The sequence below is a fragment of the Bacillus sp. 01N45 genome, from assembly GCF_056399205.1.
On sequence record NZ_JBFTQW010000003.1, the window covers coordinates 292,264 to 315,364 of the forward strand.

A 23,101-nucleotide genomic window follows, 5' to 3' on the forward strand; every position below is an offset into this window, starting at 1 on the left:
ATGTAGTATTCCAAAATAAGAAAGAAAACTATGCACGTATCAAAAAAGAAGTGGTCTCCCACTTCCTTCTGATTATCGTTGCAAAATTGCGTGTTTCGCCTCTTTTAACTGCGTAAGATGTCTTTGTTCATGCAAATCAAGAAATTGAACCCACTGATACAAATTCAAATCGTTAAAAATAGGATGCTTTAATCCATTTTCAAATAAATCTTTTTCATCTATCACACTATGAAGCGCGTGTAATAGTTCTTGTCGTGAATGTTCTAGCAATTGAATTCCTTGCTGTTTTTTCATTAACGTTTCTGTTGGTTCCATTTGCTGAGGAGCTTCTCGTTTATGTGTGCGATCAAGCGTAAGTTGGAGGTCTTTAAATGGAGTCGTGTTTCTTTCATTTTTTTGTAAAGCATATACAAGGGCAGATGTAACTGATTGTTCAACTAAATGCAAGTGATGCAAAATTTGAATAATACTCCATTTATCACGGCGTGGCTTTACATTCACTTCTGTATCATTTAACATTTCAATTTCTGATAATAGCGTGCTTCGAGTAGACTGTAATGAGTTCACCAAACTTTCTAAACTCACATCCATATTAGATTGAAGCATAATTCTTTCCCCCCTTTTTGTTGGTGAAAAGAGGTGCTCCTTATTAGAAACACCTCTTTAGTATTCTGAATTTTCTTTTATTATCTCATCATTTTCTAGTTATGTCGATGTTAAACATGTGAAAAAAAGCGCATGTTTTTTACAATTTTGTGTCGTCAATCGCACGTAGCCACGCTTCAATTTCTGTAATGACACTTTTCACACAGCCTTCAGCAAATGGTGATGTTAAATTTGCAACTTCTACTAATTCCAAGAATGATTTACTTCCACCTTGTTGACACAGATTCACATAATCTTCCCATGCCTCTTGTCTATTATCTCTTGCACGTTTCCAAAATTGCAGTGCACAAATTTGTGCTAATGTGTAGTCGATATAGTAGAACGGCGAGCTATAAATATGTCCTTGACGTTGCCAGAATCCACCGCGCTCTAAATAATCATTATCTTCATAATCACGATGCGGCAAATACTTTTTCTCTATATTACGCCATGCTGTCTTACGCTCTTCTGGTGATGCTTCTGGATTTTCATATACATAATGTTGGTATTCATCAACAGATACACCATACGGTAAAAACAGAAGTGCTGAACTTAAGTGAGAGAAATAATATTTATCTGCATCTTCTTCAAAGAATGACTTCATCCATGGCCATGTAAAGAATTCCATACTCATAGAATGAATTTCACATGCTTCATACGTTGGCCAATTGTATTCTGGAATTTCAAACTTACGACTTTCATATACTTGGAAAGCATGACCAGCTTCATGTGTTAATACATCAATGTCGCCAGATGTTCCGTTGAAGTTTGAGAAAATAAATGGCGCTTTATAATTCTCAATATATGTACAATATCCGCCACCAGCTTTTCCTTTTTTCGCAACTAAATCTAATAAATCATTATCTAGCATGAAATTGAAAAATTCATCCGTTTCAGCCGATAACTCTTTATACATCGTTTTCCCATGATTAACAATCCAATCCGCATCTCCTTTTGGAGTTGGATTACCAGTAGCAAACTCAAAGTTTTCGTCGTAATATGCTAACTTCTCTACACCAATACGTGCTTGTTGTCGTTTTCTTAACTCCGTTGTAACGGGAACGATATAATCTAGTACTTGCTGACGATAATTCGCCACCATTTCCGCATTATAATCTGTACGGTACATTCTTGCATATCCAAGTTCAACAAAGTTTTTGAAACCTAAAGATTTGGCGATTTTCGTTCTCACTTTAACAAGCTCATCATAAATACGATCTAACTCTTCCTCATTCTCAGCTAAAAATCCGTAATATGCTTCACTTGCTGCTTTACGTTCACTTCTTTCTTTCCCTTGCATAAACGGAATCAGTTGCGATAACGTTCTTTCTTCTCCTGCAAAGTCAATTTTTGCAGATGCTAATAACTGTGTATATTGTGAAGACAATTTATTCTCTAATTGTAAATCTTTCACAACTTCATCAGAGTATGTTTTCAAATCACACTCCGCTAAAGCAAATAATTGCTTTCCATAATACGCTTCTAATTCTTCACGGAATGGAGAATGAATTAACGCATTATAATACTTTGTACCATATCCTTGTACAACGGGAGAGAATTCATCAAAGAAATCTTGCTCTTCCTTATAAAAAGCATCTGTCGTATCAACAGAATGACGAATGTAACAAAGGTTCCCCATTGTACCGAAGTCGTTGCGAATTTCGTTAATTGAATTGATGACTTGTTTTTGTTCTTCTACCGTTTTTACGTTATCAAACTTCTCTAAAGCAACGGTAAACTTTTCTTTTAATTCTTCAATATTTGGCCGTTTATATTCATAGTCTTTAAATGACATGAACGAGCCTCCTCTCCATTATGTGCATCCTTACTATAATTCAATGCTTACTTACAAATCTCCTCTTATTCTTCAACAAAATACGGCAGATGCTGTCATAATTACATGTAAACAAAAGAACCTTGGATTTCTTTATCCAAAGCTCTTTTGAAACATACTATTATTTTTCATATTTTCCAATCTTTTTTAATAGAGCTAGTAATTCATCCTTTTCCTCTTTCGTTAACATTTCAAAAGACTGATGTATAACTTGCTCATGCCCTGGAAAAATAGAAGCAATAAAGCTCTCTCCAGATTCAGTTAGTTGTGCATAAATAACACGTCTGTCATTCGGGCACGGAATTCTCTTTACTAGTCCCTTTTTCTCTAGCTTATCTACAACATATGTAATGCTGCCACTAGCTATTAAAATACGCTCACCAATTTGCTGAAGCGGTTGACCGCCTTTATGATATAACAGTTCTAATACAGCAAATTCAGTTGGATTTAGCCCGTTACTTTGTATAGATTTATTTGTAGTATCCATAACAGAACGATGTACACGAGATAATGCAATAAATACTTTTAAAGATTGAGAAATATCTTCTCGTTCATTATTTGATGTCATACAACTTTCAACCCTTCACTTAAATTCTCAGTAATAAAAAGAAAAAACAACTTAGTACTTCATCTGAATTCCGAATGAGTATTCACTCATTCATTTCCTCTCCCCAAATATATTATGAATGATTCTTGAATAAAAACATGACAATTTTAACATAGTTTATATATAATGATAATAAAAAAGAAGGAGTACCAAATTTGAAAGTCAAATTCCACAGCATAGTTTTATATATAGTGCTTGTTATCCTACCAACGATAGGGATTGGTGCTACATTTTATTCATATCATTCGTATAAAATGAAGCAGGAAAACAAACTATCTGCTCACACGGTTCTCTTTTTATATAGAGACTATTTAGATCATCACCTTGGTGAAGCAATTTCCGCATTAAAAATGCTCTCAAAGGTCGTAGGAACCGAGACTGGAAATATAAATGGAGTTAAACAAATTGTACATGATACAGATGGAAACGATGCACGTTTTTCTGGTTTATATTACGCTACACCAGAAGGAATCATTACAATCGCATCTGAAGGCGACCGGCCACCTGTTGATGTCTCAGATCGCAAATATATTCAAGACGTATTGCAAACGAAGAAAACAACTGTATCATCAGTCATTACAGATCGTGTTCTTGGACATCAAGCTATTATGATTGCTTCTCCCATTTTCAATAAACAGAAGGAAATCTCAGGCTTATTGTTAGCAAGTTTACGCTTTGACTACATTTCAGCATCTTTAAATGCCATTAAGCCACAATATCATTTTGAAGTAACTGATAAACATGATGTAGTTTTTCTCACCGATGATAATAACGAAACAAGTGATGCGCATTCTAATATGCTTACTACCCCACTCAAAAGATTAAATTGGAAGGTCTCTGTTTCTCCATTGCCTATCCATCAAAAAACTTTATATCAGTGGGTTGCAATAGAGTGTATAGCTACTTTATTTTTAATGTCTATTTTATTTTTACTTGCTCAATATATGTTGTTAAAACGTCAAACAAAACTGGAAAGACAACAAAATGAACTACAAAAAATTGAATTAGTTGGAACTTTTGCAGCTAGTACAGCCCACGAAATCCGTAATCCTCTTACCGGAATTAAAGGGCTCGTCGCTCTATTAAAAGAGAAATATAAAGATGAACAAGATCAGTTTTATTTTTCCATCATCGAACAAGAAATAGAACGGATTAATGAAATTGTAAGCGAATTTCTTATTCTTGGAAAGCCAACTGCTATCATTGAACAAACATATGATGTGAGAACCATTCTAAATGAGGTAGCATTAATTATTCAATCTGAGGCGAATCTACATAACATTGTATTCCATTTACATTTGCCAGACCATCCTGTTCATATCCGTTGCTCAAAAGACCATATGAAACAAGTGGTTTTAAACATTACAAAAAATGCAATTGAAGCCATGAATTCTGGTGACACACTGACCATTTCCGTAACAAACAATGAGACACACGCACAATTGAAAATTACAGATACTGGAAGGGGAATTCCGAAACATATTCAAAAACACCTCTTTCATCCGTTCTTTACTAATAAAGATACTGGAACCGGTCTTGGACTTGTCATATGTAAACGAATTGTAGAGATGTACAATGGGCATATTTTTATTGATAGTATAGAAAATGAAGGAACGACAGTTCATATCGAAATTCCGTTACACCTAGTATAATTATCCTTATCCCAAAAGGGTAATTATACTTATTTCATAAAACCAGCCACAAGCATTCGCCAAAAATTACTTGATTTCCCTTCATACCCAATTTGAAAAATAGGTACCTTTATAATTGATAACCATTTTGGTGTTTGTTTTTCTTTATAACACTGGTACTGTAAAATAAGCTTGTCCAATTCTTGACTCACTTGAATTGTCTCCATACTATTTAACCCACTTGTTAAACCTAATTGAATCATTTCTTCACGTTTCATATGAATATCACGTGAAAGCTTTTCTAATGTGTACTTCCTTTTTACAGTAAACATCCATATCCCCCTTATTATACTTCCGTGCTCTCGACTTTACTTCTCCATCGGCCTTTTAACTACTTAATCATATTTGAATTTGAAGAATCAGAAAATTTAACATTTTCTCCCTGTAATTTACAAATCTTTACCCTCACTTTGAGAATTATTACAAATTATTCTATCTTTGTAAATACATTCGCAATAATAGACATTTTTTTCATCTTCTTTTTTTACAAATACCAATTAAATAGCGGATTCTCTATTTTCCATATACTTTTCTTCGACATTTTTTGTTTAATTTATATAAAAACGCAAAACATAATGATGATTGATAAATTGAAATTTAATCATTGGGGATTTTGTCCATTCCTCACTGCTCGCAAATAGCGGGATAAAATAGAAAGGAAATATTTATATGCGCAAATATACGATTGCATTGCTTATATTTACTATGTTTTTACCATCCTTCTTGTTTCCTGTTCAAGCAAAGGCCCATACAAACAAAGTCGCTATTGTCATTGATGACTTCGGCAATAATATGAAGGGGACTGATAAAATGTTATCACTTCCTATTCCACTGACTGTTGCCGTTATGCCTTTTCTCCCTTCCACAAAGGAAGATGCGATAGCGGCTCATAAGAAAGGGCACGAAGTTATTATACATATGCCAATGGAACCTATTAAAGGTAAAAAAGAATGGCTTGGACCAAAAGCAATTACAACTGATTTAAGCGACGAAGAAATAAATAACCGACTCGAACAAGCGATTCAAGAAGTACCGCATGCAATTGGCATGAACAATCATATGGGATCAAAAGTGACCGCGGACGAAAGAATTGTACGACTTATACTTGCAGCTTGTAAAAAACACGGTTTATTTTATTTAGATAGCAAAACAAATCCTAAGAGTGTTGTCCCAAAAATCGGGAAAGAATTAGGAGTGCCTATTATTGAAAATCAATTATTTTTTGATGATGTGTATACGGCGGCACATATTTCAAAACAAGCCCAATTACTCATTAAAAAACTTCAAGAAAAACCGATTATGGTAGCTATTGGACACGTTGGACCTCCAGGTGAAATTACATCACGTGTTATAGAAACTTCTATTCCTAACATTCGCGCGCATGCAGATTTTATTTTTTTATCTGATTTAGCACTATCTCCACCTCCTGTTTCAAAATAAGATTCATTACTCACACTAAAAAGGTACCAATCTGCATATAGCAAATTGGTACCTTTCCTTTTCACCTTAAATATAATCTACATGACTCACCCTGAATCCTTTTTTCTCTATTTTTTCGATTAATTGCTTTAATCTTTTTTCATTTAACTCATCTGCTATATTTACGATAACGCGGCGAATATATTGATCACCGTTATCTAGTGTAAATAATCCACCGATATTAAATGCTTTCAACAATGTCCCAAGTTCTTTAATCGTTCCCTTACAATCTTGTGTTGCAATTGTTAATATATAACCACCCGTCCGCATACCGAATGAATCTTCAATAACATCAAATATATTGGAATGCGTTAAGATACCGACAAATTCATTATAGTCATTTAGCACAGCTAAAAATGGAAGTCGACGAATAACATAAAATGCTCTAAAAAAAGAATCCTTTTCAAAAATAAATGCGGAGGAATCTCCCAGCATATGTTCCGCACTTAATTTCTCTAATCCGCTATTACACTTCTTTTCTAAAAGATCTACTTTATAAATAATCCCTATGAATTTCTTTTCATCTTCTGCTAATACAGGGATTGCTCGAAATCCCGTTTCATTCATAATGTGCAAAGCCTCTTCACCTGAATCGTTCATTTTGCAAAATGTTACTTGCTGTTTTGGCAGAAAATGATATTTAACTCGCAAAATATGTTCCTCCTTACATGTCAACATGTAATCTATATATAATAAGGAGACCTATATTTTATGAGTGAAATTATTTTTAAAACGCTTTCATTTTTTATTGACTTGTAACGACATCACAAACATTTTATATAACAGAGCTCTTTGCACCTTTTATCATTAACAACTTTACATGGTAATTCATTAAATATTCTATACCCTCTAGCCATTTTTTCGCTTCTTCTGGAGTTTTCCCCCACACAATCATGCCATAATTATGAACAAGAACTACTCCTCCACCTTCAATAAAATTCGGTACATTATTTTCTAATAAATCAGCAAATTTCTTCTCATCTTCTACAATGGGAATTGTCATTTCTGTTATACCTTCTTTTCCAAAAACACGTTCCACACTACGTTTATCGAATGTTACTTCCCCTTCTTCTCCATATAACTCTGATATTAAATGACTATCTACAGTCTGCACTTGTAAAATACATTCTGCACTACTTTTTTTATAAATATCCGCATGCATAAACGATTCTGCAGCTGGTTTTTCCTCATTTTCAAATACTGGCTCACACATACAATTAACAACAATAAAGTCTTCTTCTGAAAATAACCCTTTATCTCTTCCCTCAACGTTTATTAAAAAAGTTAACGGCTCTTTTGACGTACAGAGTGATAAACTAATTTTTGTACCATAAAACCAATCACGAAGTGCCAATTCAGATTTCACATCTTTTAATTCATTCCATTTTTTTAGAAAAAATAACATTTCGTCACCCCCGGCATAATATTTATATAATGTTCGAATCCTTTCTATGTAAAAGGAGTATTTTTTGATTATTCTAAAAATTTAATTGAATTATCACATGATAACGCCTTTTTGTCAATATAGTTTCATAGCTCTTCTTTAAAATGGGCCATCCATATATCTATACTTCTGTCTATTCCCTATTTCATTTTGTACATAAAAAATACGTTATTCTTTTTAAATCAAAGAATAACGTATTTTCTCATCTTTTATTTCTTTATTGCGTTATATAAAAACTGTGCATATTGTTCACGTGTTACGAAATCATCACCTAAAAAGTTTCCTTTTCCATCACCTTTTGATATATTATTATCCGCTAAAGCTTTCACATAGCCTTCTGCCCAATGACCTTTTGGCACATCAGTAAAGTTCTCTACACTCTTTTCATTTCCCTTTAACTGAAATACTTTTTGTAATACTACTGACATTTCATATCGAGTTAATACTCCATCTGGACGGAACTCCCCAGTACCATCTCCTTGCATAATTCCAGCTTGCGCAACTGTGGCAATCTCTTGCTCAAACATATGCCCTTTCGTATCTGTAAATCTCTCTTTCTGCTCTACTTTATTTTCTAATTTCAAGTACCTTTGTACTAAAGACGCAACTTGTCCACGAGTAATACTATCCCCAAATCCAAATTGTCCATTTCCATATCCCTTGAAAATATTTTCTTTCGCTAAATAATGAATTGCTTCTTCTGACCAATGTCCTTTTGGTACATCTTTAAATTCTACTACTTCTACTTTTTCATCTTCTTTAGAAGTATTGTTTTCTTTAGAATTGTTGTCCCCTTTACTTTCTACTACATTTTGAATTATAGATCCTGTAAAGAAAATACCTGTATCTGCAAATGGATCTTTCACTCCAAATTCATATACTTTCTCACCTGGTGTACTCCATTTCACTACACCATTACTATACGTACCACCATCACTCTTCAGACGGATTTTTGTAGATACCTCGCCGTCTTTTTCGTATATAGGTACTTTTACTTCTTTATTTACTTCTGTATCCTCTAGAAAGACTTTTTGGTTTTGAACATTAATATAAGCCTTCTTACTTAGTTCTATTACTGGTCTAACATCGCGGATTTCATTTGCAACAAAACTTAAATATACTAACTTATTCAACTTACTAACTGGCGATAAGTCTGAAATATAATTTGCTTCTAAATCAAGTTTTTGTAAGTTTACTAGATTTGATAATGGAGTAATATCCTTTAACTCATTATTAGGTAAATCTAATTCTGTAAGCTGAGTCATTTTAGCAAGTGGTGTCACATCTTCAATTTGATTTTTACCGATAAATAATTTATTTAATTGATTCATTTGATCAATACCCGATAAATCTTTAACTTTATTACGCGTTAATACTAAATCTTTTAAAGGTAATGAATATAACGGTTTAATATCTTCAATTTGATTACCTGCTAAAGTTAAGTATGTTACATTTTTCAACGCGCTTAATGGAGCAACATTCGTAATTTTATTATTTGCTAAATTCAAGTAATCTAGTTGTTCCATTTTCGCTAATGCTGTTACGTCTTCTATTTGGTTGCCTGATAGATATAAACTTTTTACATTTTTCATTTCAACGAGTGGTGCAACGTTTGTAATTTTATTATTACTCAAATCAAGAGATGCTAAATTATCCAGCTTAACAAGTGGTGTTACATCTGAAAATTCATTACCACGCAAAGCTAAATGATTTAATTGCTTTAAATTAGCAAAGAACGACGGATCTGTTATCTTCGCATTCGCAACTGTTAAAGATTTTAAATTTGGCATATATTTTAATGCACTATAATCAAGAATCTCATTCGTGTTTAAAAACAAGTCCTTTACTTGTAATAACTCCTCTTTCGTAATTGGTGTATTTAAATCTTTTCTATTAAATACTTTTTTATTAACAAGTTCTCTTAATTTGTTATCTGTTATCATATTTTGACTATCAACTGGATGATCCGTTTCCGTATTGCCTGAATTAGAGTTATCATCTGGTTTCTCTGTTTCTTTGTCACCTACAGTTGGATCTTTAATTTCAAATTGAACTTGATATTTGTGATCATATCCGATGGCCGGAATAAGTATATGCATTTGCATATTATGCTTCTTCTCAAATTCGCCAATTTCAAATTGGACCACTTTCGTTCCATTTTTCCTCTTATCTTCTGATAAAACTTTCACATCTTGAAATACACCAGGTTGGTTTTTATCCTCTATTCTAAGATATTGAAAATAATCGCTATCTTGTATTGTTACAGTAACGATTTTTTTCCCATCTTCAATTGCTACTTTAGGATTTTTTATGTACTGAGAAACCATAGATGGCTCATTTTTTTGATCCTTATATATTTTAATCTCAGTATCGTATGTACGTTCACTAGCTGCTGCCACCGACTGGTTTGCTTCAGCTTTTAGTGCTGCTAATGCTGGAGTAGAGTATGTAGCAAATGGAATTGCTAATGTTGTGGCTACTACTAGCGCCTTAATATAACTTTTTTTCAAAATAATATCCCCTATCATATATAATTTTCATAATTGATAAATGTTATCAATTATCTACAAATAAATGATAATGAATATCATTATCATTGTCAATGATAATATTACATTAAGTTTATATTTCCAAAGATAAAAAATAAAAAACCCTTTAATCAAAGGGCCTTTTTACCTAGCATATGAAGAATTTCACTTTTTTCTTTTTCATTAATAAAACCAATTTTTTGCAAAATATTTGCATACAATACAAGTTTATTATATATCCGTTCTGACATGCTTCTCCCTTCTTTCCTTCGACCAACTTTTTTTGTATTGGTAAATTATATGAAAGAGATGAGAAAATGTGTCCACTTTTTGCATACATACAAATCTTTTATCCCGCTATTTGCGGACAGTAAAACTCCCACCTCAAAAACAGGTGGGAGTTCAATTTATTTAGCAAATTGTCCATTGAATATTATGATTTTTGACTTCCTCTTCAAAACTATAGGGCATTTTCTTATCACAAATTACATGTTGAATACGTGAAAATGCTGCTATTCGATAATTTCCTTTTACCTCTACTTTTGTATGATCACATAAAATATATGTTTTCTCCGCTAATTTCAGCATCGCTTCTGACAGTTTCGCCTTTTCTAATTCAAAACTAGAAACCCCAAAACCAGGTAACAATCCATCAATCGAAACGAATGCTTTATGAAAATGAAATTGCTGGATTACTTGCTGTGAAATAGAACCTGACACACGTGAATGCTTTGGAGATACTTTTCCACCAATAAATAAAACTTCACCGTGAAACATCTTTTTATTAATAGAAGAAATTAATTGTGTAGCTACTGGAAATGAACTTGTTACAATCGTTAAATTTTTACGATGAACAAGATATGGCACCATTTGAAGTGGTGTACTTCCATCATCAATCGCAATCACATCCCCATCTTCCACAAACGTTGCTGCTTTATACCCAATTCTCTTCTTCTCTTCTATATGCAGCATCTCTCGTTCTAACATTGGTGCCTCTATTCCAGCTCCCGGAAGTTGGACGGCTCCACCATACACTTTCTTCAACTTCTTTTCACGATCCAATTCTTCTAAATAACGACGAATCGTCTCTGTTGATACAGCAAACTCTCTCGCTAACTCTGAAACTTTTACTTTCCCTTTAAACTCTACCTTCTCAAGAATGGTTCGCTTTCTTTCTTCACCTACTACAGACATAGCTTCACCCCATTGATTTCTACCTCATACACTGCCTTACTTATACAAAGTTATAACTTTCTTTTTCAGTTAAAATTTCTTCATGAATATGAATACCACGCTTTTTTAGTTCATCAAAAATAATTTGTGGATTTACAAAAGCTTCCTCAGGTGTCACAACACCAACTTTATTTACATTCCCTTTTGCGATTAACTCTGTAGCAATCCCAAATGGAATACCGACGTTTCTCGTATAAGCTCTTAATTTTTCCCACCCTACAACAGAACCATCAGATAACGGGTGTGTATGATATAATATGTGCCTTTGTTTCTCATTATTTTTCATACCTATTACTTCTACATGAAGTGCATAACCGTAAATTTCTGTTTCTTTCCCTTCTTTCGATTGCAATAAATACTTCGAAATACAATCCATAATACCAATTTCTTTCCCACTTATGTCAACCAGATCATTACGCAATATACCATAATCATATAAAGCACGTACGAGCTGCATATTTTGCTTTGGCCAAGTTCCTCTCGTCTCTATCAGTTTGACGCCTTTATTTTCTAGTGCTTTTGCTAACGTAATCGTTTCAGAATGCGGTATTATATACTGCGTTGCCTTACCATAAGGCGCCGGTAATTCAATTTCTCTTGGACGCGCAAACGGAGGTACTTGCTTAAACTCACCATCTTCATATACTGTACGCGATGGTAAATGTGGATCATATTCATATGTCGTTGTTTCTGTAATTGATGCAGAAAAAGCAATTGGACGGTACGAGCCATGACTTACACGTACTGACTCTACAGTATCTAGCTGATTTGCTGCATGCATTGCCATCATTTGCGTTACACCTGGCGTCATACCAAAACCGGGTAAACACGTTTTTTCATTTTGAGCAAATATAGAATGAGATTCATTTTCTTCACCAAATCCATTCAAATTCACACCGTGACAACCCGCTTCTGCAATACATCGAGTAGACAATCCATTTAACTTAATTGTCGTACCGTCCATTACAATGTCATAACCTTTCATTTTTGCAACCGTATCCTCGTGATTCGTTACATCTACTTTCACAAAATCAACACGAGGATCGTTGAGCCATTCTACTACTTTCAGGCCCTCTTCTTCATTAAAATCAGCTACTGTAATCGCCTCAAAAGATGAAAATTGCACTAAATCTAAAATTGCTTCACGACAAATTTTACCTGCTCCCCCTAAGCAAAATACTTTCAACCTATAACAACTCCTTTAGCAATACTATCAACTAAGCGATGGATATCTGCCTCATGTACATCACCGATATTTCCAATGCGGAATGTATCTACTTTTGAAATTTTACCTGGATAAATAACAAACCCATCGCACTTTAATTCATTATATAACTGCCCAAAATCAAACCCCTCTTCTGGATAAATGAAGGATGTAATAATAGGCGATTGATATTTTTCATCTACTAGTGGCTTAAATCCGATTTCTCTCATTCTATTCACTAATATTTTTTGATTGTTATAATATCGATTGTAACGCGCTTCTACTCCGCCCTCTTTTTCTAATTCAAGTAGTGCTTGATAAAAAGCGTGTACAACATGTGTAGGTGACGTAAAACGCAATTTCCCATTTTGATTTTCCATCGTTTCCCACTGATCAAATAAATCTAATGATAATGAACGTGCCTGCCCTTTACATTTCACCAATTCATCGCGCTTTGCAATAACAAAGCCGAATCCAGGAACCCCTTGAATACATTTATTCGCACTACTAATTAGAAAGTCAATTTGCAACTCAGCGATATTTATTTCAATACCACCAAAACTACTCATTGCATCAACTAGTGTTACTTTTCCGTATTGCTTCCCTAATTTACATACATCTACAATTGGATTGATAATACCTGTTGTTGTTTCACAATGAACAACTGCAATATGTGTAATCTCTTTATCTTGTTGCAATATCTTTTCTACCTCTGCAATATTAGTAGGCTCCCACTCTTCTGTTTGACTGACCACGACATCTATATGTAACAGCTCTGCCATTTGTACAATTCGCTTACCGTACGCACCATTTGTACATACGAGCAGCTTTCCATTTTTAGGAACGACAGATCCAATCACTGCTTCAACTGAAAACGTACCGCTTCCTTGCATGAGAACAGTTGTATATGTCTCTTCTTCCTTCGTTGCTAACGATACAAGCTTAGCTCTTACCTCTTGTACCATTTTGTTATATTCAGCATCCCACGTACACCAATCGTATAACATAACTTCTTTTACTGTTTTGGTTGTTGTTAATGGTCCAGGCGTTAATAATAAATAGTGATTTTCAGTCATGATCCTATTCCCCTTTTATGAAATAATAAGTTCTTGTTTCTCGATATGTTCCATTACGTTTTCGAGTTCCTGCATCGTTTCTATCGTAAAGTGCGCCCCATTTTCAACGAAACGATTGCGAACTACTTCTATTTTTTCACGAAGTTCTACCGGATCCATATTCTCCACTTCCTCTTCAGTTAAGCCGAGTTCGCTACTGCCGAGAATTACACCCACTGTCCACATACCAGCATTTCTTCCCTCTTTCATATCTGATACCGTGTCTCCAACTTTTATCATATGATTCATTGGATATACACCAAGCTCCATCGCATTTTTATAGCACATCCACGGATACGGACGACCTGCTGGAACATCATCTGGTGTTACAAGAAAATCAGGTTTATACCCTTGTAGTGCTGCTTCTTTTGCTACAATGTCCATCATTTCTCTCGTATAACCAGTCGTTGAACCAATTTTAATTCCTCTTTCACGTAAAGAAGCAATCACTTCTTTTACTCCATTAACCGGCGACGCATAGCGCGGTAAAATAGTGAAGAGAATCTTTTCGAATTCTTCATACATCTCCTGAATGTCTGCTTCTGTTGGTAATTGTCCGAAAATACGATTCCACTCACTCGCAATACGAGGCATCTCTGTTAATGCCCTAACATGATCAATTTTCAATAATCCCATTGGCTTACGGGCTTCTTCTGCAGTAATTGCAACACCTCGTTTATGGAAAATCTCCATAAATACTTCCAGTGGTGCAAAACATCCGTAATCAACTGTTGTACCTGCCCAATCAAAAATAACTGCTTCTACTTTCATCCAATCCATCACCCTTCTTATTTATCTTTTTTGCCATTGTGACGTTCGGTTACGAAGTGCTTTCGTTCCCCATTCATATACAACTCTCACTACAATATTTGTAACAACAATAAGTACACTCATTGCAGCTGCTGGTGCTACATTTCCTGCATCATCCATATTTACAATTGATACGGCAGCTAGTTTAAAATCAGCTGCATACAGGAATACAACTGCTGAGACAGTTACCATTGAATTTACGAAGTAGTACATTACCATTTCTAAAATGGCCGGTAAACACATCGGTACCGTAACTCGAAAGAATGTTTTATAAAACGGTATCCCCATCGACTGTGAAACAAGTTCAAACTCTCGGTCCAATTTCTTTAAAGCTGTCGTTGCCGTAACAAATGTTACAGAATAAAAATGAATGATATTGACTAGTACTAGCACAGCAATTGTTCCGTATAGAGAATGGAACGGGTTCGTTACGGAAAGTCCAAAGATTTGTATTGTTGGTTGACTAAAGAAGAAGACGTAGCCTAACCCAAGTACTAAACCTGGTATCGCTAAAGGAACGATAGAGAAAAAGTAACCTGCTTTTCGGAAAAATTGTAGCTGATCTATTTTCTCAATCGCATAAGCGAACATAAATGTTAAAACCGCTCCAATAACTGCAGTAATTGTTGAAACAATTACGCTATTTTTAAATGCTTTAAGTCCATCTCCTGTTAAACTGGAAAAATTAAAATGCTCAAATGTAAAGCTCATATTATATGGCCATACTTTCACACTTGCAGCAATACCAACTGCCACAAATAATAGAATGATCATAAGCGTTACTACGCTACAATATACGAACGAAATAACATCTCGTTTCTTATTATTTATTATTCTGTAAGGTACTGATTTGGAAGATAAGAGATTCGCCTGCTTTCTTTGCGTAATGCGATCAACTGCAAAGGCAAATATAGCTGGGATTAATAAAATCATTCCGACAGTTGCACCCATCGGCATATTTTGCTGCCCAATTACTTGCTTATATACGTCAGTAGCAAGTACATTATATTGCCCACCAACAATTTTTGGTGCACCAAAATCAGTGAAACTAAGTGTAAACACAACGAACATCGCACTAATTAATCCGTACTTTACACTAGGTAAAGTAACAGTGAAAAATTGCTTTGTTTTACTCGCTCCTAACATATTAGAAGCTTCATATAAACGATAATCAGAGCCTTGAAAAGCAATTAATAATATAAGAAATGCTTGCGGAAATGTATACATGACTTCAGCCATTACAATTCCTACTGGTCCATATAAAGGGATTTGTATCCCTTCAAACAAACCAAACATTCCTTTCGTTACTAACCCTTGATTACCAAATAAATATGTAAGTGCGATACCATGCATCATCGTTGGTGCGAATAATGGTAACAACGCAATATATTGAAATACACGCTTTCCAAACACATTCGTACGAGCGATCGCATAGGCGTAAGCGAAAGCGAGTGTTACTGCAATAATTGTTGTCGCGCCCGAAATCCATATCGTATTTTGTAATGATTGAACTAGCGTTGGTGTTGTGAAATATTTACTGAAATTCGCAACACCAATGAAAGCTCCATCTTTATCATAAAAAGCTTGTGTAAACAATTGTAATAGAGGTAATACAAGCATGATCAAAAACGCGAGAAGCATACCAATAATTAATAGTCTTTGTATCCACTCTTCTTTACCGATACGTCTCTTAATCTTTTTTTTCGTACTTTCTACCTTGAAATCTTCTAACATCTCCATCTATACAATGACCTTCTTTCCATATGACAACATATGATTTTCTGAGAAAGAGATTTGAATCGGCTTTCCTTTTCTAATTGCGGTTACTTCTACTTCTGATGCCAATATATCCACTACAATTTTCTCGTTATAAAGATGTGTTTTTTCTTCTACGACCCGCACTTCCGTCCGATATACAGATCCGCGAAATTCCATGCTTTCCACAACCGTTTTAATACCATCCTTTTGTACAACTGTTACATGCTCAGGACGAATTGCATGTTCTTCATTGTTTTTCGAAAAGAAATTAATAGAACCAATAAAATCTGCCACAAATGGATTGGCTGGTCTTTGATAAATCTCCTCTGGTGTGCCAATCTGCATAATTTCCGCATGATTCATTACAACAATTTTATCGGCCATCGTTAATGCCTCTTCTTGATCATGCGTAACCATAATAGTTGTTACTCCTACTTTTTCTTGCAAATCACGCATTTCTCTACGTAACTTTTCACGCACTTTTGCATCTAAAGCAGATAATGGCTCATCGAGTAACAAAATATCCGGAGACAGAGCGAGCGCACGTGCAAGTGCTACTCGCTGCTGTTGTCCACCAGACATTTGAGCAGGATATTTATCTTTTACATTCAGCAAATCTACAAGTTCTAACGCCTCTAGCGCTTTCTCTTTTACTTCTGCTTTTCCATATTTTTTTGTCTTTAAGCCATATTCAATGTTTTCAAGTGCTGTTAAATTCGGAAATAATGCATACGATTGAAACACCATTCCGAAATTCCTCTTTCCAGGAGGTAATGCTGTAATATCTTTTCCATCCACAGCGATACTACCTGTTGTTGCCTCTTCTAGCCCTGCTAAAATTCGAAGCAATGTTGTTTTCCCACAACCACTTGGGCCTAATAAACATACAAACTCATTTTTTTTCACAGTAAAAGAAATATCTTTTAACGCTGTAAATGCATCAAACTGTTTTTGAATGTGTTGAATTGATAAATATTCGCTCATTTTTTCTCTCTCCCACTCACTTACTTTTTCGGTTCTGCTTTTTGGCCAAACTCTTTTTCCCATTTTTCTAAAATTTTGTCACGATTTTCTGCTGCCCATTTAAAGTCATTCTTTTTGTATAACTTTTCTGTCACATCTTTAGGGAATCCATCTGGAAGTTTATAATCATTTTTAATTGTCGCGAATCCATTTTTCTCGAAGTATAACTTCATTACATCATCAGTAATTGCCCAATCTAAAAATGCTTGCGCTAATTTTTCATTTTTTGCATTATCTTTTTTAATAAGTGCGTTCGCTTCTACTTCCCAACCTAATCCTTCTTTCGGCAATACAACTTCAACTGGTGCACCTTTTTGTTTCTCTTTCAAAGCACTATAAACCATTGATACGCCAACTGGATATTCACCTGCGCCTGCTAATTTCGCTGGTTTTGAACCTGAATGAGTATAAGTTGCCATATTATCATGAAGTTTCTTCATGTAATCCCAGCCTTTATCTTCACCCATAATTTGTAACCATGCAGAAACTGTTAAAAATCCTGTTCCAGAAGAAGCTGGATGTGGCATAACAAGCGTTCCTTTATATTCTGGTTTCGTTAAGTCTTCGTATGATTCTGGCATCGGTAAATTTTTCTTCTTTAATTCTTCTTTATTTATAGCAATCCCCGTCATAAATGCCGTATTACCTACCCATTTTTCTGGTTGCTTATCATCTTTAAATTGCGGAAGAACACGATCCGCTCCTTTTGGAGAGTATCCTTTTAACATATCTTTTTTATCTAAAGCTAATAGACTAGACGCTGCTGTTCCCCATACAACATCTGCTTGTGTATTTTTTCCTTCAGCTAGCAATTTCGCTGTAATAACTCCAGTTGAATCACGAACAATGTTCAGTTTCACATCTGGATATTTCTTTTTAAAAGAATCAAGATAAATTGGTACAAGTTCTTCTTCAATCGCTGTGTAAACAGTTAATGATCCAGATAATTTATCATCCTTTACTTTTGCCCCAGCACTTTCTTCTTTCTTTGCACCACACCCCATTAATAACGAAAATACCATTCCAGTTGCTACAGCTTTAAAGATTGTTTTTTTCACTGTCTCTCTCTCCTTTTATAAATCTTATGTACAACTCTAATATAAACAACTAGTGTAAAAGCAGTATTAAACCAACATTAATCTTTTGTTTGTTGTTTGTTTTTGTGTAATACGTTGCTACTTCTATGTTTTTTCGCATTTTTCTGCTAATAATGAACACTAAATTTACAAATAATTAAAAAAACCTTTATAATCCCACAAAAAAATGAGGCGTTTGTAAAAAACGCCTCATTTTTGTTTACCTTTTTTTGAATTACGATTTGCATACTTCGCGCTATTTTCTCCTTCATACTCTAATGCAAATTCTGCATCTGGTAAGCTTTCTTTCGGAGTTTTATTATTGTTGATTGCCGCATTTTGTTTCACTTTTCTTTTTACCAATACATTCACCTGCTCTCAAGAATTCACTTTCTACTCTAGTTTGAAACAACATTAAATAATTATTACTGGCAAGTGTTAACAAGTACATAAGGCCGCTAGATGGAAATACTACCTATGAAAAAAACATTAGAAAAGGGGCGATTATTTTGAAGAAGAAAGATAAAATCCAGTCACCAATTTTAGATGAAACGCTCCCGCATCAAATGAATTTCCCATCTTTTAAAGGAACAGGAAAGAAGATGCAACAACCTTTCATAAATCAATATGACGTCGTAATCGGAGACAGTAAATATGATTCCGAGAATAGTCCACTTCACAATTGGACTGATGAAGTAGACCCTGCCATTATGGCTGGAGAAGAATGGATTCATCCTACAAATGATATTGGGTGGATTTCAGAAGAAAATCAAGAGTTGCTAAAAAAAGAAGTGGATAATAAGAATGAGGCTTTTATGCATCCGCAATTTGGCATTAACGACTAAAAAACCATTCTACCTCACATAGGTAGAATGGTTTCATACTATCCAATAATAATTCTCTCTTTCGGGTATTTATAGCGAGGTGGCTGTTCTCTTCCCCCACTAGCCAGTATAAATGTTAAAATACCGACACGCCCAATAAACATAAGTACAATGAGTACAAGTTTACCAACAGTTGTTAAATCTGGCGTAATACCTGTCGATAGCCCTGTCGTTCCGAAAGCAGAACACACTTCAACAATTAAACTCATAAGCGGTACATTTTCCGTAATAGATAAAATAAAGAGTGCTGTGGCACATAATAAAATCCCCATCGTCATAACGACAGATGCTTTTAGCACGTCTTCTTCATGTAACTGACGTTTGAAGACTCTAACCGTTCTTCCACCTCTTGCAAAAGTGTATAACGATAATATACTAACAGCAAATGTTGTTGTACGTATTCCGCCCCCAACCGAACTTGGAGATGCCCCTATAAACATTAATATACTCATAAATAAAAGCGTCGGTTGTGACAATTCACGTATATCCATTGTAGCAAGTCCACCGCTTCGCGTCGTCACAGATTGGAATAATGTATAGAAAACTGTTTCATGCCATGACTTTCCTGCTAAAAATTGATTTCGTTCTAGTAAAAAAATCATAATGGTTCCAACGATAACGAGGGCAAAAAATGTTGTTGTCGTCAATTTTGTAAATAACGAAAAGCGGAATAATTGCTGTCGCCTTTTACTAAAGAATTGCTTTATTTCCATTAACACCGGGAAGCCAATCGCTCCTAAAACAATAAGTAACATATGAATCATTTGCACAATATAATCTTTTTTGTACGGAATTAGTGATTGTCCAGTTAAATCAAATCCGCCGTTCGTGGTTGCACTAACAGCGGCAAAGAAACCGTGAAAATAAGCTTCTTGCCAAGTTGGAAAATAAAGTAGAAATCTTGTACCTAATAGTATCGCTCCGATAAGTTCTATCGAAATAATTACAATTAAAATAGAACGCATCAATTCTACAAGGCCTGATAAATTCCCTTGATTATGGTCTGCCATAATGAGTCTTCTTCTCTGCAAACCGATCTTTTTCCCCGTTATAATCCAAACAAACGTACCAAGTGCCATAATTCCTAAGCCGCCTAATTGTAAAATAAGGGCTAACATAATAATTCCTGCCGTAGTAAATGTATCTGAAATTGTAACAACAGACAGTCCCGTAACACTTACCGCACTAACAGATGTAAAGAGGGCATCGATAAATGTCCATTTCACACCAGACTTCGTAACAAACGGGAAACTAAGCAATATCACCGATACAACTACTGCTAATAAATAAAATAAAACAATGAGTTGTACAGGACGTAATTTTTGTAAAAATTTTTTTATATCTCTCATTCCATCACTTCGCTACCTTTTTTTCTATCGATTAAATAAAGAAAAATCTTCACTTTCTTTATTTGTAAATAACTGCTCAAATAATTTGGCAAATACCATTCCATACACAGTTCCATTACCTCCATATGGCAATGCGTAAAATAAATTATGTATCTCTTTGTCTTCTTTTAAAATAGGGAGACCATCATGACTACCGCCAAATGCTGCCGCCCAATAGTACTCTGCCTGTATATTCTTATACTGCGGGAACATCTCTTTTACAATGTTAATAAGGATATCACGCTTATGCAATAATTTCGTATCACCAATTGTTTGAATTTGCATCGCTTCATCTAATCCGCCTACAATAATACGGTTTTGATACGTTCGAAAATATAAGTAAGGCCGTGCTGTTTCCCAAATTAATGATTGTTCATGCCAGCCTTCAAATGAATCTACCTTATTTGTCACCACTGCATATGATGTTTCCACTGTTGTATTTTTTTCTTTCTTTCCGAAAAGTGCTTCATAACCTGTCGCCATAATAATATTCTTTGCTACAATTTGATTTCCTGTTTTCGTGTAACAAATTAAATCATTTTGGCGTTTTTTTATATGTATGGCCTCTGTATGCTCAAGTATAGTAGCTCCCATTTGATTTGCTTTATGCAAAAGGCTATGCGCTAATAAATACGGATTCACTTCGGCATCACCATGCGTATATAACGCTGCTTGTTTTATAAATGAATACTTCTTCTTCATATGTGAATCGGTAAAATATTCAACCGGGAATCCATAATGGCGTAACGTATTATATTCTTCTTGTAAAAACGATACATCCTCATTTCTACTTGCATAATACAAACTACTTCGCGGAATAAACTGGGGATCAATATCGAGAGTCGGTACAACTTGCTCCATTGTTCGTAGCGCTTCGTAACAAAGCTTATATGCTCGTACCCCCTTTTTTTCACCAAATGTATGGATAAATGAGGTTAGCGATTTATCATGAAGAAATTGTAGTAAACCTGTATTAGCAGCTGTGCTACCACATGCGATTGCTCGTTTTTCAATGAGCGTAACACGCATTCCAATTTTTGCTAACGAATATGCTATATGAGCACCTGCTTCTCCGCTTCCGACTACAAGCACATCACATATCATATCATTTTCTAATGATGGATAACAAGGTATAGAAACTCCTGTATTCCAAAACAACTTACCAGTCATAAGTTTCATAATTATACTCCTAAAATATAAATTTCTCCTTTCTATCTTTTGTTATTTCCCATAAAAAAATCCAACTAACATACGCTAGTTGGACTTTTTATTTTTAATTAGAACGCTCCTCCAGCCAATTTCCAACCGTCGGATATGTTTGTTTTACCGCTGTTCCACCGTAAACGATCGACATATGTCCCGTTGGTAAACATACATATTGTTTATCTGTGCTAGAAATATGGTCTAGCAAAGCTTCTACTTGGCATGGCAGGGCGATATGATCACGTTTCGCAGAAATATTTAAGACATTCGCCTTAATATTTGCAAGGTCTACCTTTTGTCCGCGAATAACGAGTTCACCTTTCACTAATTTATTATTTTGATAAAAATCACGAATCCATTGTCTATACGATTCACCTGGGAATGGAATACCGTCACCAACCCACTTTTGAACTAATTTCCAGCTTTCAACGAAGCGCTCATTTTCTGAACGATCGAGTAAAGCGACATATGGACCGACAAAGTTTGTAATTGGTTTTAACATCTTATTTCCGAAATCAATCATTTCTGGCGGAATATTTCCGAATGTATCAACCGCTTTATCTAAATTGAAGTATTTCTCATCTAATAAAGGACCGTATAATCCTGTTTCAGAGAAATCAAAAGGACTTGTCATAAAGATTAAGTTGCGAATTGGCATGTGCGGATGAAGTGCTGCATAAATAGAAGTTAGCGTTCCACCCATGCAATAACCAAGTAAAGAAATCTCGTCCGATTTCGCAGTTCTCATTACTTTCTTCACTGCTTTTGCAATATAATCAAACACGAAATCATCAAATTTCAAATGACTATCTTCTAAACCAAATGTGCCCCAATCAAGCATATACACATCAAAACCACGATCTACTAAATATTCCACTAAACTATTTCCTGGAGTTAAATCCATAATATACGGTTTATTAATAAGCGCGTATATTAATAGGATTGGAACTCTCTGTGTTTTTTCTTGTTTTGGAATGTAACGATACAGCTTCGTTTTATTCTTCGTCCAAATAACTTCTTTTGGTGTTAAACCAACTTGTGGTTCTGGTTCGCGCAATAAAACTTCGCTCGCTCTTTTCACACGGCGATATGCTTTACGATATTCTTCTGGGTACAACTCCAATTGCTTTTCCCATTCCGTTACGAATGTAGTCATTTTTCTATCTCCTTTTCGGTCGA

Annotated in this window: 21 protein-coding genes; 3 read left to right on the forward strand and 18 right to left on the reverse strand. The window is 34.8% G+C overall.

Annotated features, from left to right (window positions below; genetic code table 11):
- Window positions 1-72: 72 nt before the first annotated feature.
- The 3 genes from AC1DMU_RS09320 to AC1DMU_RS09330 form a co-directional block, all read right to left on the reverse strand.
- Entirely contained in the window at window positions 73-606 is a 534-nt protein-coding gene (locus AC1DMU_RS09320) for a DinB family protein (protein WP_087984814.1), read from the reverse strand.
- Between the two features lie 139 nt (window positions 607-745).
- Window positions 746-2,440, reverse strand: a complete 1,695-nt coding sequence (locus tag AC1DMU_RS09325; RefSeq protein ID WP_087984813.1) for a M3 family oligoendopeptidase — start codon at window positions 2,438-2,440, stop codon at window positions 746-748.
- 160 nt (window positions 2,441-2,600) lie between these two features.
- Complete coding sequence (locus AC1DMU_RS09330; protein ID WP_000203344.1) at window positions 2,601-3,047, reverse strand: MarR family winged helix-turn-helix transcriptional regulator; 447 nt, start codon at window positions 3,045-3,047, stop codon at window positions 2,601-2,603.
- Between the two features lie 194 nt (window positions 3,048-3,241).
- Between AC1DMU_RS09330 and AC1DMU_RS09335 the strand changes: the two genes are divergently transcribed.
- The gene (locus tag AC1DMU_RS09335) at window positions 3,242-4,738 is read left to right on the forward strand and encodes a DUF3149 domain-containing protein (protein ID WP_088062580.1); all 1,497 of its coding nucleotides are present in this window, start codon (window positions 3,242-3,244) and stop codon (window positions 4,736-4,738) included.
- 29 nt (window positions 4,739-4,767) lie between these two features.
- On the opposite strand, the gene AC1DMU_RS09340 is transcribed toward AC1DMU_RS09335, so the two are convergent.
- Entirely contained in the window at window positions 4,768-5,049 is a 282-nt protein-coding gene (locus AC1DMU_RS09340; RefSeq protein ID WP_000495532.1) for an aspartyl-phosphate phosphatase Spo0E family protein, read from the reverse strand.
- A gap of 397 nt (window positions 5,050-5,446) precedes the next feature.
- Between AC1DMU_RS09340 and AC1DMU_RS09345 the strand changes: the two genes are divergently transcribed.
- Window positions 5,447-6,217, forward strand: a complete 771-nt coding sequence (locus AC1DMU_RS09345; protein ID WP_046958227.1) for a divergent polysaccharide deacetylase family protein — start codon at window positions 5,447-5,449, stop codon at window positions 6,215-6,217.
- A gap of 66 nt (window positions 6,218-6,283) precedes the next feature.
- Here the strand turns inward: AC1DMU_RS09345 and cbpA are convergent, their stop codons facing one another.
- From cbpA to AC1DMU_RS09400, 11 genes are all read right to left on the reverse strand, one after another.
- Window positions 6,284-6,907: a cyclic di-AMP binding protein CbpA gene (gene cbpA, locus AC1DMU_RS09350; protein WP_048545012.1), complete on the reverse strand. Its 624-nt coding sequence runs from the start codon at window positions 6,905-6,907 to the stop codon at window positions 6,284-6,286.
- Between the two features lie 124 nt (window positions 6,908-7,031).
- Complete coding sequence (locus AC1DMU_RS09355; protein ID WP_048545015.1) at window positions 7,032-7,661, reverse strand: class II aldolase/adducin family protein; 630 nt, start codon at window positions 7,659-7,661, stop codon at window positions 7,032-7,034.
- Between the two features lie 248 nt (window positions 7,662-7,909).
- Window positions 7,910-10,210 carry an NEAT domain-containing leucine-rich repeat protein gene (locus tag AC1DMU_RS09360; protein WP_142291694.1) on the reverse strand — a complete coding sequence of 767 codons (2,301 nt, stop codon included), beginning with the start codon at window positions 10,208-10,210 and terminating at the stop codon, window positions 7,910-7,912.
- Window positions 10,211-10,639: 429 nt separating this feature from the next.
- Window positions 10,640-11,422 (reverse strand): DeoR/GlpR family DNA-binding transcription regulator, encoded by a 783-nt coding sequence (locus AC1DMU_RS09365; protein WP_088062576.1) that lies wholly within the window; start codon window positions 11,420-11,422, stop codon window positions 10,640-10,642.
- A 40-nt stretch (window positions 11,423-11,462) separates the two neighbouring features.
- The gene (locus AC1DMU_RS09370; protein WP_088062574.1) at window positions 11,463-12,647 is read right to left on the reverse strand and encodes a saccharopine dehydrogenase family protein; all 1,185 of its coding nucleotides are present in this window, start codon (window positions 12,645-12,647) and stop codon (window positions 11,463-11,465) included.
- Window positions 12,644-13,741 carry a 2-aminoethylphosphonate--pyruvate transaminase gene (gene phnW / locus AC1DMU_RS09375; protein WP_088062572.1) on the reverse strand — a complete coding sequence of 366 codons (1,098 nt, stop codon included), beginning with the start codon at window positions 13,739-13,741 and terminating at the stop codon, window positions 12,644-12,646. Before phnW ends, AC1DMU_RS09370 begins: the two co-directional genes overlap by 4 nt.
- 15 nt (window positions 13,742-13,756) lie before the next feature.
- A complete protein-coding gene (phnX, locus tag AC1DMU_RS09380; protein WP_088062571.1) occupies window positions 13,757-14,551 on the reverse strand; it encodes a phosphonoacetaldehyde hydrolase in 795 nt (264 codons plus the stop codon).
- Between the two features lie 21 nt (window positions 14,552-14,572).
- Window positions 14,573-16,330 (reverse strand): putative 2-aminoethylphosphonate ABC transporter permease subunit, encoded by a 1,758-nt coding sequence (locus AC1DMU_RS09385; protein ID WP_142291693.1) that lies wholly within the window; start codon window positions 16,328-16,330, stop codon window positions 14,573-14,575.
- Window positions 16,331-17,332 (reverse strand): putative 2-aminoethylphosphonate ABC transporter ATP-binding protein, encoded by a 1,002-nt coding sequence (locus AC1DMU_RS09390; RefSeq protein WP_088062569.1) that lies wholly within the window; start codon window positions 17,330-17,332, stop codon window positions 16,331-16,333.
- 20 nt (window positions 17,333-17,352) lie between these two features.
- Window positions 17,353-18,429 (reverse strand): putative 2-aminoethylphosphonate ABC transporter substrate-binding protein, encoded by a 1,077-nt coding sequence (locus tag AC1DMU_RS09395; protein ID WP_000750887.1) that lies wholly within the window; start codon window positions 18,427-18,429, stop codon window positions 17,353-17,355.
- Window positions 18,430-18,657: 228 nt separating this feature from the next.
- Window positions 18,658-18,810 carry a hypothetical protein gene (locus AC1DMU_RS09400; protein ID WP_000240799.1) on the reverse strand — a complete coding sequence of 51 codons (153 nt, stop codon included), beginning with the start codon at window positions 18,808-18,810 and terminating at the stop codon, window positions 18,658-18,660.
- A 146-nt stretch (window positions 18,811-18,956) separates the two neighbouring features.
- On the opposite strand from AC1DMU_RS09400, the gene AC1DMU_RS09405 reads away from it, so the two are divergent.
- Window positions 18,957-19,292 (forward strand): DUF3905 domain-containing protein, encoded by a 336-nt coding sequence (locus AC1DMU_RS09405; protein ID WP_000725963.1) that lies wholly within the window; start codon window positions 18,957-18,959, stop codon window positions 19,290-19,292.
- Between the two features lie 38 nt (window positions 19,293-19,330).
- Here AC1DMU_RS09405 and AC1DMU_RS09410 read toward each other — a convergent pair whose 3' ends face one another.
- The 3 genes from AC1DMU_RS09410 to phaC all read right to left on the reverse strand — a co-directional run bounded on the left by AC1DMU_RS09410 (window position 19,331) and on the right by phaC (window position 23,078).
- Window positions 19,331-20,680 carry a TrkH family potassium uptake protein gene (locus AC1DMU_RS09410; protein ID WP_088062567.1) on the reverse strand — a complete coding sequence of 450 codons (1,350 nt, stop codon included), beginning with the start codon at window positions 20,678-20,680 and terminating at the stop codon, window positions 19,331-19,333.
- 24 nt (window positions 20,681-20,704) lie between these two features.
- A complete protein-coding gene (locus AC1DMU_RS09415) occupies window positions 20,705-21,898 on the reverse strand; it encodes an NAD(P)/FAD-dependent oxidoreductase (protein ID WP_088062565.1) in 1,194 nt (397 codons plus the stop codon).
- Window positions 21,899-21,992: 94 nt separating this feature from the next.
- Window positions 21,993-23,078 carry a class III poly(R)-hydroxyalkanoic acid synthase subunit PhaC gene (gene phaC / locus AC1DMU_RS09420; protein ID WP_000206842.1) on the reverse strand — a complete coding sequence of 362 codons (1,086 nt, stop codon included), beginning with the start codon at window positions 23,076-23,078 and terminating at the stop codon, window positions 21,993-21,995.
- Between the last annotated feature and the right edge of the window lie 23 nt (window positions 23,079-23,101).

Coding starts and splice junctions, on each gene's coding strand:
- AC1DMU_RS09320 (WP_087984814.1), bottom strand. CDS start 606: ATGCTTCAATCTAATATGGATGTGAGTTTAGAAAGTTTGGTGAACTCA.
- AC1DMU_RS09325 (WP_087984813.1), bottom strand. CDS start 2,440: ATGTCATTTAAAGACTATGAATATAAACGGCCAAATATTGAAGAATTA.
- AC1DMU_RS09330 (WP_000203344.1), bottom strand. CDS start 3,047: ATGACATCAAATAATGAACGAGAAGATATTTCTCAATCTTTAAAAGTA.
- AC1DMU_RS09340 (WP_000495532.1), bottom strand. CDS start 5,049: ATGTTTACTGTAAAAAGGAAGTACACATTAGAAAAGCTTTCACGTGAT.
- AC1DMU_RS09345 (WP_046958227.1), top strand. CDS start 5,447: ATGCGCAAATATACGATTGCATTGCTTATATTTACTATGTTTTTACCA.
- AC1DMU_RS09355 (WP_048545015.1), bottom strand. CDS start 7,661: ATGTTATTTTTTCTAAAAAAATGGAATGAATTAAAAGATGTGAAATCT.
- AC1DMU_RS09365 (WP_088062576.1), bottom strand. CDS start 11,422: ATGTCTGTAGTAGGTGAAGAAAGAAAGCGAACCATTCTTGAGAAGGTA.
- phnW (WP_088062572.1), bottom strand. CDS start 13,741: ATGACTGAAAATCACTATTTATTATTAACGCCTGGACCATTAACAACA.
- phnX (WP_088062571.1), bottom strand. CDS start 14,551: ATGAAAGTAGAAGCAGTTATTTTTGATTGGGCAGGTACAACAGTTGAT.
- AC1DMU_RS09385 (WP_142291693.1), bottom strand. CDS start 16,330: ATGGAGATGTTAGAAGATTTCAAGGTAGAAAGTACGAAAAAAAAGATT.
- AC1DMU_RS09390 (WP_088062569.1), bottom strand. CDS start 17,332: ATGAGCGAATATTTATCAATTCAACACATTCAAAAACAGTTTGATGCA.
- AC1DMU_RS09410 (WP_088062567.1), bottom strand. CDS start 20,680: ATGAGAGATATAAAAAAATTTTTACAAAAATTACGTCCTGTACAACTC.
- AC1DMU_RS09415 (WP_088062565.1), bottom strand. CDS start 21,898: ATGAAACTTATGACTGGTAAGTTGTTTTGGAATACAGGAGTTTCTATA.
- phaC (WP_000206842.1), bottom strand. CDS start 23,078: ATGACTACATTCGTAACGGAATGGGAAAAGCAATTGGAGTTGTACCCA.